General features: G+C 72.1%; 4 protein-coding genes. 3 read left to right on the top strand and 1 reads right to left on the bottom strand.

What is annotated here, in order from left to right; genetic code table 11:
- Nucleotides 1-65: 65 nt before the first annotated feature.
- On the bottom strand, nt 66-2,258 hold the full coding sequence (locus ABD817_RS06220) for an MMPL family transporter (RefSeq protein ID WP_344915918.1): 2,193 nt from the start codon (nt 2,256-2,258) through the stop codon (nt 66-68).
- A gap of 298 nt (nt 2,259-2,556) precedes the next feature.
- Between ABD817_RS06220 and ABD817_RS06215 the strand changes: the two genes are divergently transcribed.
- From ABD817_RS06215 to ABD817_RS06205, 3 genes are read left to right on the top strand one after another with little or no spacing between them, the layout of a single operon-like run.
- The gene (locus ABD817_RS06215) at nt 2,557-3,912 is read left to right on the top strand and encodes an activator-dependent family glycosyltransferase (RefSeq protein WP_425583276.1); all 1,356 of its coding nucleotides are present in this window, start codon (nt 2,557-2,559) and stop codon (nt 3,910-3,912) included.
- Nucleotides 3,912-9,293 carry a type I polyketide synthase gene (locus ABD817_RS06210; RefSeq protein WP_344915914.1) on the top strand — a complete coding sequence of 1,794 codons (5,382 nt, stop codon included), beginning with the start codon at nt 3,912-3,914 and terminating at the stop codon, nt 9,291-9,293. Before ABD817_RS06215 ends, ABD817_RS06210 begins: the two co-directional genes overlap by 1 nt.
- 38 nt (nt 9,294-9,331) lie before the next feature.
- Nucleotides 9,332-14,206 (top strand): type I polyketide synthase, encoded by a 4,875-nt coding sequence (locus ABD817_RS06205; protein WP_344915912.1) that lies wholly within the window; start codon nt 9,332-9,334, stop codon nt 14,204-14,206.
- Nucleotides 14,207-14,232: the final 26 nt, after the last annotated feature.

Raw genomic sequence — 14,232 nt, 5'->3', positions numbered from 1 at the left:
CCCCGTGTCGAGAACCTGTGGAGAGCGGCTGGTTCAAGGAACCCCCTTGCTAGATCGCCGGTCTGTCACTTCAGCAGTGTCACCGGTCGCTCCTCGGGTGCCGGCTCCGGCGCGACGGCCCGGCCCAGCCGGGACGGCCACCAGTTGAAGCGGCCGAGCATCACCATCAGGGAGGGCAGGACGAGGATGCGGATGACGACCGCGTCGAGGAGCACGGCGACCGCGAGCGAGAGCCCGAGCTGCTTGAGCTCGACCATGCTCGGGAAGACGAAGCAGACGAACACCGAGACCATGATCACAGCGGCGCTGGTCACGACTCCGGCGGAGCTGACGATGCCGTCCGCCACCGCCTGGCGGGTGGACACCCCCGCGCGCTCCGCGGCCTCCTTGATCCGGCTGACCAGGAAGACGTGGTAGTCCATGGAGAGGCCGAAGAGCACCACGAACAGGAACAGCGGCACCCACGAGATGATGGCGCCGTTGGAGCGGAAGCCGAGGAGCTGCTCGGCCCACTCGTACTGGAACACCGCCACCAGCACGCCGAACGCGGCGGCGGCCGAGAGCATGTTCAGCAGGATCGCGGTCACGGCGACGACCAGGGAGCGGAACGCCGCCACCATGATCAGGAGAGTCAGCAGCAGGACGAAGCCCACCACCCACGGCATCCGCTGCGTCTGGATGTCGACCTCGTCGATGTGCTTGGCGACGTCGCCGCCGACCGCGTGGTCGGCGCCGGGGATCGTGCCCATCCGGGCCGCGGCGACCTCCTTGAGGCGCTTCAGCGACTCCGCCGCCTTGGCGGTGTCGGCGGTGTAGGGGGTGGCCAGGTCGATCGTGTGCACGCGGCCGTCGGCGGATCCGCGGACGTTCGCCTCGGCGACCGGGACGAAGAGCGGGCTGCCCTGCAGGTCCTGGACGATCCCCCTCAGCGCCGCGCCGACCTGGTCGGCCCGCGCTGCCTCGGCCCGCACCGCGACGACGTGCGCGGCGCCCTCCGAGGGGAAGGCGGCGGTCAGCCGGTCGTAGGTCTGCATCGCGGCGATCTGCCGGGGCATGGTGTCGAGGCCCGCGGCGGTCAGCTTGAGGTTGAGGGCGGGAAGCGCCAGCGCCAGCATCGCCGCCGTCGCGACGAGGAAGGTCAGCGCCGGGTGCCGCAGCGCGGGGCGCAGCATCGCCCGCCACATCCGGGGCTCCCCGCCCTCCCCGCCGAACCGGCCGAGGAAGGGGATGCGGGGGCTGTCGAGCCTGCGGCCGAGCTTGGCCAGCAGGGCGGGCAGCACCGTGAGCGAGCCGACCATGGCAACGGCGACGACGATGACCGAGCCGGTGGCGAGCGAGGAGAAGACCGCGATGCCGCCGAGGTAGAGGCTCATCATCGAGACGATCACCGCGAAGGCGGAGACGAGGATCGCGTGGCCGGAGGTGGCCGCGGCCAGCTCGACCGAGGCCGCGTGGTCGAGTTTCCCGCCCGACTTCGCGCGCTCCTCGCGCTCGCGCTTCACGTAGAACAGCGAGTAGTCGACGCCGACCGCCATGCCCATCAACAGGATGATGTTGTTGACCATGCCGACGTCGGGGAAGACGTGCGAGGCCAGCGCGGACAGGCCGATCGCCGCCACGATCGAGGAGATGGCGAGGATCAGCGGCACGCTCGCCGCGACGAGGACGCCGAAGGCGATCAGCAGGATCACCAGCGTCACCGGGGCGGTGAGCAACTCGGCCAGCACCAGGTCCTGGGCGACCTGGTCGAAGATCCCGCTGTCGATGGTGACGCCACCGGTCTGCTCGACCCTGAGGGACCGGTACGCGGACTGGGTGGCGGCGGTGGCGTCCAGGAGGGGCGTGATGTGCTCGACCGCCGACTGCGGGTCGGCGCGCATGGTGACCATGACGAGAAGGGCCCGGCCGTCCGGCGACGGGATGGGGGGACCGACCTCGGCGACCTCGGTCAGCGCGTCCATGCGCCGCGTGACGTCCTGCGCGGCGGCGTCGGCCGTGGCCTTGTCCAGGGTGCCGGTCCGTGCGGTGATCAGCACGTTCTCGACCGGCGGGTTGGGGAAGCCGCCGGTGGCGATGATCTCCTGCGTCCGGCCCGACTCTCCCGTCCAGAAGTCGGAGTCGACGGTCCCCTGGGTGCCCGCGAGCGAACCCGCGGTGATGCCGATCGCTACGAAGAGGATCCATCCGACGATGGCCCGCCAGGGATGCGTCGCACTCCACCTGGCCATATGTACCGCGAACCGTGCCACGTCGGTCATTCCCCCTTGGTCGTCGGGCTGCTTGCCCCGCCGAACTATACCAATGTCTTATACGTTTGTACATCAAATGCCGGGGGGTGTGGCAACCCCTGGAGAACGGCACGCCGCGAGGAGGGCACCCCGGATATCTCCCGGCCGGATTGAGCGGAAACATATTGAATTCTTTGCCGCCGATCGGCGATCACGATGTGTCACCGCCGCGCCCGCACCGCGCTACTCGCGCGTTTAGGGGGACGATAAGGGGCGTTAAGGGGTGAGGGGGTGAGCAGCCCGGCCGGTAACGTACGCCTGGAGAGAAGTGCGACAAACGCGAGGCGCCGAACCGCCGGCGACGCCCGCATTCGCGAACCTTTATATCGTCGGGTTGGAGAGATCCGTGCGTGTTTTGTTCACGACCTTCGCGGCAAGTACTCACCTGTACAACATGGTTCCGCTCGCATGGGCCCTGCGTGCCGCCGGCCACGAGGTATGCGTGGCCAGCCGGCCCAATATCCAGGCCGACATTCTCGCGGCGGGACTGACGGCCGTCTCCGTCGGCGACGAGATCGACATGGTCAATGACGCGAAAATGCTGGAACAACTCCCCGATGACGGCACCCCTTACCGGATGGGTTACGACATCGCCGAGCTCCGGCCGGAGAAATTGACACTCGAATACGTCAGGGACACACTCGGCCTGTATTCCAGTTTCATTTCCGAGTACCAGGCGAACCAGGCGATGCTGGACGACCTCGTCCGCTTCGCGCGGTCCTGGAAGCCGGATCTGGTGATCTGGGACGCCCTGACCTACGTCGGCCCCGTCGCCGCCAGGGTCACCGGCGCGGCCCACGCCCGGATGCTGTTTGGGATGGACCACTTCGCCAGGATGCGCGAGCTGTTCCACCGGCTCCGCGCCCAGAACCCCGACGGGCCGCAGAACGACCCGATGGGCGACTGGCTCGCCGGAAGACTCGCCCCGTTCGGGCACGAGTTCGGCGAGGAGATGGTGACCGGCCAGCTCACCATCGATCCGCTGCCCTCCTGGATGCGGATCTCGGGCGACCTGCCCGTCCTCCCCGTGCGTTTCGTGCCCTACAACGGGCCCTCGACCATCCCGGACTGGCTGGCCGAACCTCCCCGCGCGCCGAGGGTGTGCCTGACCTTCGGGGTCACGGCCCGCAACGTCGGCCTGCACCACATGCGGATCGACGAACTGCTCCAGGCGGTGGCCGGGCTCGACGTCGAGGTGATCGCGACCCTGAACGCCGAGCAGCTCGAAAGCGTCTCCTCCGTTCCGGACAACGTCCACGTGCACGACTTCGTGCCGCTCAACGCGCTGCTGCCCAGCTGCTCGGCCGTCGTGCACCACCTGGGCGCCAGCACGATGGGCACCGCCATCGTCCACGGCGTGCCGCAGCTGCTGGTCCCCGGCAACCTGTGGGGCGAGCCTCAGATGGCGCGCCTCCTGGAGGAGCATGGCGCCGCGCTGTTCATCGCGCCGGAGGAACTCTCCCCCGAGACGCTGACGTCGAACCTGGCCCGGCTGCTGGACGACCCGTCGTTCACGGAGGGCGCGGCGCAGATCCAGAAGGAGATGCTGACCAGACCCAGCCCGGGAGACGTCGTGTCGACGCTGGAACAGCTGGTCGTCAGGCACGCGACCACAGGAGGGTGATGTCGATGGGAGACGAGACCAAACTTCTCGACTACCTCAAACGTGCCACCGCCGACCTGCGGGAGGCCCGCCGCCGCCTGGCGGAGGCCGAGCAGCGCGAGCGTGAACCCATCGCGATCATCGGGATGGGGTGCCGGTTCCCCGGCGGGGTGACCTCGCCGGAGGAGTTGTGGCGGCTGGTGGCCGGGGGTGGCGACGCCATCTCGGACTTTCCTGCCGACCGGGGCTGGGACCCCGATCTCTACGACCCGGACCCGGAACGCACCGGCAGGTCCTACACCCGGCAGGGCGGGTTCCTGCACGACGCGGCGGAGTTCGACCCCGCGTTCTTCGGGATCAGTCCGCGCGAGGCACTGGCGATGGATCCGCAGCAGCGGCTACTGCTGGAAACCTCGTGGGAGGCGTTCGAGAACGCGGGCATCGTCCCGGGCACGCTGCGCGGCGGCGACACCGGGGTGTTCGCCGGGGTGATGTACCACGACTACGCCTCCCGCGTCGGCGACGTCCCCCCCGAACTCGACGGTTACGTCGGCGGCGGCAGCGCGGGCAGCGTCGTCTCCGGGCGGGTGGCCTACACCTTCGGTTTGGAGGGTCCGGCGGTGACGGTGGACACCGCCTGTTCCTCCTCGCTGGTGGCGTTGCATCTGGCGGTTCGGTCGCTGCGCGGTGAGGAGTGCTCGCTGGCGCTGGCCGGTGGCGTGACCGTGATGGCGCTGCCGGACAGTTTCGTGATGTTCTCCCGCCAGCGCGGCCTCTCTCCCGACGGCCGGTGCAAGGCGTTCTCCTCGTCGGCCGACGGTACGGGCTGGGCCGAGGGGGCGGGTGTCCTGCTGCTGGAGCGGTTGTCGGACGCTCGTCGTCATGGGCATCGGGTGCTGGCGGTGATCCGGGGCAGCGCGGTCAACCAGGACGGCGCCAGCAGTGCGATGACCGCGCCGAACGGCCCCTCCCAGGAACGTGTCATCCGGGCGGCCCTCGCGGACGCGGGTCTGGGTTCCGCCGATGTGGACGTGGTGGAGGGGCACGGTACCGGGACGGCCCTGGGTGATCCGATCGAGGCGCAGGCGTTGTTGGCCACCTATGGTCAGGGTCGGTCGGTTCCGTTGTGGTTGGGGTCGGTGAAGTCGAATTTGGGTCATACGCAGGCCGCTGCGGGGGTGGCGGGTGTGATCAAGGTGGTGATGGCGATGCGGCATGGGGTGATGCCGAGGTCGTTGCATGTGGATGAGCCGTCGTCGCATGTGGACTGGTCGTCGGGTGCGGTGGAGCTGTTGGCGGAGTCCCGGCCGTGGCCGGTGGGGGAGGGGCCTCGTCGGGCGGGGGTGTCGTCGTTTGGGATCAGTGGGACGAACGCGCACGTGATCGTGGAAGGGGTGGTGGAGGAGCCGGTCGTTCCGGTGGTGGAGCGAGCGATGCCGGTGGTGCCGTGGGTGGTGTCGGCCAAGTCGGCTGAGGGGTTGGGTGCGCAGGTTACGAGGTTGGCGTCGTGGTCGGGGGACGCGCTGGATGTGGGGTATTCGCTGGCGACGACCCGGACGGTTTTGGATCATCGTGCGGTGGTGGTGGGTGGGGGGTTGGTGAGTGGGTCGGTCGCGGGGGGTCGTTGTGCGGTGCTGTTCTCGGGTCAGGGGGCGCAGCGGGCTGGGATGGGGTCGGGGTTGTATGCGGCGTTCCCGGTGTTCGCCGAGGCCTTCGACGCCGCGTGTCCGGCGCCGGTCAAGGAGGTGGTGTTCGGGGGTTCGGAGCTGATCGATCAGACGATGTACGCCCAGCGGGGGTTGTTCGCCTTCGAGGTCGCTCTCTTCCGCCTTCTCCAATCGTGGGGGGTGACTCCCGACTTCGTCGGTGGGCACTCCGTAGGAGAGGTCGCTGCTGCTCACGTGGCCGGGGTGTGGTCGTTGGAAGACGCGTGCCGGGTGGTGGAGGCACGTGGCCGGTTGATGCAGGCCCTGCCCCCCGGTGGAGCGATGGCCGCAGTAGCGGCCTCGGAAGCGGATGTCGTCCCGTATCTGAATGAGCGGGTCGGGTTGGCGGCGGTCAACGGCCTGGCGTCGGTGGTGGTCTCCGGTGACGAGGACGCGGTCGAGGCGCTGCTGGACCAGTTGGACGGGACGAGGGTTAAGCGGTTGCGGGTCTCGCACGCTTTTCATTCGGCGCGGATGGATCCGATGCTGGACGACTTCCGCACGGTCCTGGAGTCGGTGGTGTGGAATCGGTCGCACATCCCGCTGGTGTCGACGTTGACCGGCCGTCTCGCCGACCCCGACGAGGTTACGTCCGCCGAGTACTGGGTGCGGCAGGTGCGTGAGCCCGTCCGATTCGGGGATGCGGTGCGCACCTTGGAGGCCGAAGGCGTCACCACTCTCCTCGAAGCCGGACCGAGCCCGGCCCTGTCGGCGATGGAGACCCAGAGCGCCGTGTTCGCCCCTCTGGCGCGTAAGGAGCACGACGAGGTCGAGGCCGTGATCTGCGGACTGGGCCAGGCGTGGACCCGGGGTGTGGCGGTCGATTGGCCGACGTTCTTCACTGGGTCCGGTGCTCAGCGGATCGACCTGCCGACCTACCCCTTCCAACGACAGCGCTACTGGCTGCGGAGTGACACGTCCTCGGCCCCCTCGTTCGGGCACCCCCTCTTCGACGCCATGGTGCCGCTGGCGGGCTCCGGCGGGGTGACGCTCACCGGGCGGTTGTCCGTGGAGACGCAGCCCTGGCTGGCCGACCACCGGGTGATGGGCGCGGTGATGTTCCCCGGCACCGGGTTCGTCGAACTGGCGATCCGCGCGGGTGACGAGGTGGGCTGCCCCACCCTGGCCGAGCTGACCCTGGCCGCGCCGCTCGTCCTGCCCGAGGACGGCGACATTCACCTGCAGGTCACGGTGGAGGCGGCGGACCAGGCGGGCAACCGGCAGGTGGCGGTGTACTCCCGTGCGGACGACGTCTCGCCGGAGGCGCCCTGGACGCGGCACGCCGGAGGGACACTGACCCCGGCCCCGGCCCCGATCCCGGCCGACCTGAGCGTCTGGCCCCCGCCCGCCGCCGTGCCCGTCCCGCTCGACGCGCTGTACGAGCGGCTGGCCGGGCACGGCTACGCCTACGGACCCGTGTTCCAGGGGCTGCGGGCGGCGTGGCGGCGCGGTGCGGAGCTCTTCGCCGAGGTCGAGCTCCCCGGCCACGCGGCGGCGGACGCGGCACGGTTCGGACTGCACCCGGCACTGCTGGACGCGGCACTGCACGCCACCCTCCTCGACGAGGGCGGGCGGCGGGCGGCGGGGGAGACCTGGATTCCCTTCGTCTGGACGGACGTCTCGCTGCACGCGGTGGGGGCGTCGTCGGTGCGGGTGAGGCTCGTGCCGTCGGGACCCGACGCGACGACGGCGTACCTGGCCGACGTCACGGGAGCACCGGTCGCGACGGTGGAGTCGGTCCTCGCCCGCCGGGTGTCCGCGGAGCAGGTCACCGCCGCCCGGACGCGGCGCAAGGAGTCGCTGTTCCGGCTGGACTGGGTGACGCCACCCCCTCCGGCCACGCTCCTCGCCCAGGACACCTGGGCCGTCGTCGGACCGCGGGCCGGTGCCCTGCCGGGGATGACCCACCATCCCGACATGGCGTCGCTGACGGCGATGGTCGACGGCGGCGGGTTCCCGCCCGGCGTGGTGATCCTGTCCCGCGTCCCCGGCGACGACGGTCCGGTGACCGTACGGCTGCGGGAATCGGTCAACCGGGTCATGGGCCTGGTGCGGTCCTGGCTGGCCGACGAGCGGTGGTCGACGTCGCGGCTGGTCGTCGTGACCAGGGGCGCGGTGGCCGCGATACCGGGCGAGGGCGTCACCGACCTCGCGGACGCCGCCCTGTGGGGCCTGGTGCGAGCGGCAGAGGCGGAGAACCCGGGCAGGCTCGTGCTGGTCGACCTGGACGGGCAGGAGTCCTCGGAACGGGCGATCACCGCCGCCGTCGCCGGAGGCGAACCCGAGACGGCCATCCGGAAAGGCGAGCTGCACGTGCCCCGCCTGTCCTGGATCGTCGACGACGGCGCGGGAGCGGGCGACCGCTGGGACACGGGCGGAACGGTTCTGATCACCGGCGGGACCGGTGGCCTCGGTTCGCTGGTCGCCCGCCATCTCGTCGTCAAGCACGGCGTACGGTCGCTGCTGCTGACGAGCAGGCGCGGCCCGGACGCGCCGGGCGCGCGCGAACTGCGGGAGGAACTCACCCTGCTGGGCGCGGACGTCAGGATCGCGGTGTGCGACGTGTCCGATCGAGGCGCCGTCCGCGACCTGCTGGCGACCATCGCGCCGGATCGGCCGCTGACCTCCGTGATCCACACGGCGGGCGTCGTCGACAACGGTGTCTTCGGCGCGCTCACCGAGACGCAGGTGGACACGGTGCTGCGGGCGAAGGCGGACGCGGCCTGGCACCTGCACGAGCTGACCGAGGGCATGAACCTGTCCGCGTTCGTGCTGTTCTCCTCGGCCGCCGGGCTGGTGCTCGGCGCGGGCCAGGCCAACTACGCCGCGGCGAACACCTTCCTCGACGGGATCGCCGAGTACCGCAGGTCGCGGGGTCTGACCGCCACGTCCCTCGCCTGGGGGCCGTGGGCGAGCGAGAGCGGGATGAGCGCGTACCTGGACGAGGGGGGACTGCGCCGCCTGCGAAGACTCGGCGTACCCGCGATGTCCGAGGAGGAGGGGCTCGCCCTCTTCGACATGGCGCTGGACCTGGAGGAGGACGCCACCGTCGTGCCGATGCGGCTGGACGTCGAGACGTTGCGCTCCCGGCCCGACGGGATCCCGGCGATCCTGAGCGGTCTCGTCCGCGAGCCCGTACGGCGAGCCGCTCCGGCCACCGGCGGGAACGCGGGCGGCACCGACCTGCGAGGACGGCTCGCCACCCTGCCCGAGCAGGAACGCGACCACCTCCTCCTCGAACTCGTCCGCACCCAGGTGGCGGCGACCCTGGGACACGGCGGGCCGGACTCGATCGCCCCCGACCGCGCGTTCCAGGAGCTCGGCTTCGACTCGCTGCTCGCGGTCGAGCTGCGCAACACCCTGGCCTCGGCCACCGGCCTGCGCCTGCCCGCCACGCTGGTCTTCGACAGCCCCAACGCCGCGGCGCTCGCCCGCTACCTCGGGCAGGAGATCGCACCGGCGGACGCGGACGCGGCCACCCCGGTCCTCGCCGTGGTCGACCAGCTGGAGTCGGTGCTCTCGGCCGCGGACCTCAACGGCTCGCATCCCCGGATCACCGCGCGCCTCGAGGCGCTGTTGCGCAAGTGGCGCGAACGGCACAGCGACGCCGAGCCCGAGACGGTGGAGGACGGCTACGACGCCGTCAGTGACGAGGAGCTCTTCCTGGCCCTCGACACCGAGCTCGGCACCCCCTGAACGAGCCACGTACTACTCGCGGAGTTGGTGCACAGCCGATGGCCGATGACGACAAGGTCGACAAGCTTCGGGACTACCTCAAGCGCGCCACCGCGGACCTGCGGCAGACGCGCAGGCGGCTGCGGGAGATGGAGGACCGCTCCGCCGAGCCGATCGCGATCGTGGGCATGGCCTGCCGGTACCCGGGCGGGGTGCGCTCGCCCGCCGACCTGTGGCGGCTGGTCGACGAGGGCGGGGACGCCATCGGAGACTTCCCCCGGGATCGCGGGTGGGACGTCGCCGGACTCTACGACCCCGAGCCGGACCGGCCGGGCAAGATCTACGTCCGCGAGGGCGGGTTCCTGTACGACGCCGGGGAGTTCGACGCGGGTTTCTTCTCGATCTCGCCGCGCGAGGCGGCCGGGATCGACCCGCAGCAGCGGCTGCTGCTGGAGGTGTCGTGGGAGGCGCTGGAGGGCGCCGGGATGATCGCCGCCGCGCGCGGCAGCATGACCGGCGTGTTCGCGGGCGTGATGTACCACGACTACGCGGGGAGCACCGGCGCGGGCAGCCTGGTCTCCGGCCGGGTGGCCTACAGCCTCGGACTGGTCGGGCCCGCGGTGTCGGTGGACACCGCCTGCTCCTCCTCGCTCGTCGCCCTGCACCTCGCCTGCCAGTCGCTGCGCCTGGGCGAGTGCTCCCTGGCCCTGGCCGGTGGCGCCACCGTCATGGCGACCCCGGACATGTTCGTGGAGTTCTCCCGGCAGCGGGGCCTGTCGAAGGACGGGAGGTGCCGCTCGTTCTCCGGTGACGCCGACGGGGTCGGCTGGTCGGAGGGCGTGGGGGTGCTGGTGCTCGAACGGCTCTCCGAGGCCCTGCGGAACGGGCACGAGGTCCTCGCCCTCGTCCGTGGCTCCGCGGTGAACTCCGACGGGGCCTCCAACGGCCTGATGGCGCCGAACGGCCCCTCGCAGCGGCGTGTCATCGAGCAGGCGCTGGCCAACGCCAGGGTGACTCCCGACGAGGTCGACGCGGTCGAGGCGCACGGTACGGGCACCACGCTGGGCGACCCGATCGAGGCGCAGGCGCTGCTCGCCACCTACGGCCGGGACCGGCCCGCGGACCGGCCGCTGCGCCTGGGGTCGATCAAGTCGAACATCGGGCACCCGCAGGCGTCGGCCGGGGTCGCCGGGGTGATCAAGATGGTGCAGGCGATGCGGCACGGCACGCTGCCCCGGACGCTGCACGTGGCGGAGCCGACCCCGAAGGTGGACTGGGCGGCCGGGGCGGTCGAACTCCTCACCGAGCCGATGCCCTGGGCGGAGAACGGCCATCCCCGCCGCGCGGGCGTGTCGTCCTTCGGGGCCAGCGGCACGAACGTCCACGTCATCCTCGAACAGGCGCCCGCCGAGGACCGCGAGGAGCGTGAGGACGGCGCCGCCCGCCCCGGCGTCCTGCTGTGGCCGCTGTCCGGGCGCTCCGAGGCGGCGCTCCGCGCGCAGTCCGCGCGGCTGCTCTCCCACCTGGACGAGCGTCCCGGGCTCGACCCCGCCGACGTGGCCCTGTCCCTGGCGGTGAGCAGGGTGCCGTTCGAGCACCGGGCCGTGGTCGTCGGCCGGGACCGTGCCGGGCTGCTGGCCGGGGTCGGCGAGGTGGCGGCGGGCGAGACCGGCGCGGACGTCGTCACCGGAACGGCGAACCTGAGCGGGAAGACGGTCTTCGTGTTCCCGGGGCAGGGCTCGCAGTGGGTGGGCATGGCCGTCGGGATGCTGGACGCGTCGCCGGTGTTCGCCGAGCGGATCGCCGCGTGCGAGCGCGCCCTGGCGCCCTTCGTGGACTGGAGGCTCACCGACGTCCTGCGGGACCCCGATCCCCGGACGCTGGAACGGGTGGACGTGGTGCAGCCGGTGCTGTGGGCCGTCATGGTCTCGCTCGCCGAGGAGTGGCGGTCGCGCGGCATCGGGCCGGACGCGGTGGTCGGGCATTCGCAGGGCGAGATCGCCGCCGCCTGCGTGGCCGGGCTGCTGGAGATCGAGGACGGCGCCAGGATCGTCGCGCTGCGCTCCAGGGCCATCCGCGAGTCGCTCGCCGGGTCCGGCGGCATGGCCTCGGTGGCCCTGCCCGCCGAGGAGGCGGGCAAGCGGCTCACGCGCTGGGCCGGTGACCTCTCCATCGCCGCGATCAACGGCCCCGGCTCCGTGGTGCTGTCCGGAGCCTCGGACGCGCTCGACGAGCTGCTGGCCGAACTCGCCGAGGAGGGCGTACGCGTCAAGCGGGTGCCGGTCGACTACGCGTCCCACTCGGCGCTGGTGGAGCCCCTGGAGGAGAGGCTGCGGCGGGAGCTCGCGCCGGTGAGCCCGAGGGCGGGCACGGTACCGATGATCTCCACGGTGACCGGTGACTGGATCCGGCCCGCCGATCTGGAGGCCGGGTACTGGTACACCAACCTGCGGCGGACCGTCGAGTTCGAGGCGGCCGTGCGCAACCTGGCCGGTACGGATCACGTGGCGTTCGTGGAGATCAGCCCGAACCCGGTGCTCACCATGGGGCTGCAGGAGACGCTCGACGACCTCGGACGCGAGGCGGTGGTGACCGGCAGCCTGCGCCGCGACGACGGCGGTCCCGACCGCCTGCTGAGGTCGGTGGCGGAACTGCACGTCCGTGGCGTGAGCCCCGACTGGTCCGGCATGTACGGCGGAGCCCGCCGGGTCGGGTTGCCCACGTACGCCTTCCAGACTCGGCGGTACTGGGCGCGGAACGTCGTCCGGGCCGCGAACCCCCTGCCGGACGAGGACTTCTGGGCGCGGGTGGCCGACGGCGACGGCCCCGCGCTCGCCAGGACCCTGGGGGTCGAGCCCGCCGAGGTGGAGGGCGTGCTCCCGGCCCTGTCCTCCTGGTGGAACCGTGCCAGGGACGAGTCCGTGGTGACCGGCTGGCGCTACCGCGCGGAGTGGCGGCCGGTGGCCGACGCGTCCGGGCCCCTGGTGGGGATCTGGCTCGTCGTCGTCCCCGCCGGGTTCTCCGAACCCTTCCTGATGGAGGGGCTCGCCGCCTCCGGTGCCCGGATCGTGCCGGTCGAGGTGGCCGACGACGCGCCCGCGGAGGCGGTCACCGGCCTGCTCCGCGGAAAGCTCGAAGCACTCGAAGGGCTCGGCGGCGAGGCCGTCGCCGGGGTGCTCTCCCTGCTCGCGCTCGACGGCCGCGAGCACCCCCGGCACCCGGAACTGTCCCGTGGCGTCGTCGCCACCGTGACCCTGGTCCGGGCGCTCGGCGCGGTCGGACCGACCGGCCGCCTCTGGTGCGCGACGAGGAACGCGACACCGGTCCCGGACGGCGCGGAGCCGGTGAACCCGGCGCAGGCCGTGGTGACGGGCCTGGGCACGGTGCTCGCCCTGGACGCCCCCGGCACGTGGGGCGGCACCGTCGACCTGCCGACGGTCGTGGACCAGCCGGTCGCCCGCCGGGTGGCGGGACTGCTGGCCGGGGGGAACGACAGGGACGGCCAAGGCGGCGAGGACGGCGAGGACAGGGTCGCCGTCCGGTCCTCGGGGACGTTCGCCCTCCGCCTGGTGCGGGCCCCGCTGCCCGGGAACGGCACGGGCGGCACCTGGCGGCCACGCGGGACCGTGCTGGTCACCGGGGGCACCGGCGGGGTCGGTTCGCGGGTGGCGCGCCGGCTGGCGGAGAACGGGGCCGGACACCTGCTGCTGACCAGCAGGCGCGGCCTCGCGGCCGAGGGCGCTGCCGAGCTGGCCGCCGAGCTGTCCGAACTGGGGGCGAGGGTCACCGTCGCGGCGTGCGACGTCGCGGACAGGGACGCGCTGAGCCGTCTGCTGGACTCCCTGCCCGCGTCCGACGCGGTGACCGCCGTGGTGCACGCGGCCGGGATCCTGCCCGAGCCGAAGCCGCTCGCCGCGATGGAGCCGGAGGAGTTCGCCGACGCGGTCCGCGCCAAGATCGCGGGTGCCCGGCACCTCGACGAGCTGCTGGCCGGGCACCCGCTGGACGCCTTCGTGCTCTTCTCCTCCGGCGCCGCCGTCTGGGGATCGGCGGGACAGGCGGCGTACGGCGGAGCCAATGCCTTCCTGGACGCGCTCGCCTCCCGGCGCCGGGCCGGGGGACAGGTCGCGACGTCGATCGCGTGGGGTTCCTGGGGCGGGGGCGGGATGGTGGACGAGGCCGCGGGGGCGCACCTGCGGCGACTCGGCATCCGCGAGATGGACCCGGACCTGGCCCTGACCGCGCTCGCCCAGGCGCTCGACCGCGACGAGAGCCACCTGGTGGTCACCGACACCGACTGGACGCGCTTCGTCCCGCCGTACACCCTCGGCAGGCCGCGCCCCCTCCTGCGGGACCTGCCCGAGGCGCTCGCCGTACTGGCCGAGGCGTCCGGGACGGACGACGAGCCGGGCGGCGGGTCACCCCTGGCCGAACGGCTCGCCGGACTGACCTCGGCCGAGCGGCAGCGGGCGCTGCTGAACCTGGTCCGTACCCAGATCGCCGCCCTCCTCGGCTACGGGAGCGACGACATCGACCCGGGACGGGCGTTCAAGGACCTCGGCTTCGACTCGGTGGCCGCGGTCGACCTCCGCAACCGGCTGAACAGGGCGGCGGGCGTCAAGCTGCCCGCGACCGTGGTGTTCGACTACGCCACGCCCGCCGCGCTGGCGGAGCACCTCGGAACCCTGCTCTCCTCCGGCGACGTGGTGGAGCTGCCGATCCTGGCCCAGCTCGACCGGCTGGAGGCGGCGGTCGCCGACCGCTCACGCGCGGAGATCGAGGGCGACAGGGTGGCCGAGCGGCTGAGGGCGCTGCTGCTCAGGCTGGCCGGCCAGGACGCGGGCACGACCGCTGCCAGCGTGGCCGACCAGCTCGAATCCGCCTCCGCGGACGACGTTTTCGACTTCATCGACAAGGAACTCGGCATCACCTGAGGCTTCGGGTGGAAATGGGCGGGGCT

The organism is Streptosporangium oxazolinicum (assembly GCF_039537505.1).
Lineage (GTDB): Bacteria > Actinomycetota > Actinomycetes > Streptosporangiales > Streptosporangiaceae > Streptosporangium > Streptosporangium oxazolinicum.
This window is presented reverse-complemented; position numbering and strand designations above follow the sequence as displayed.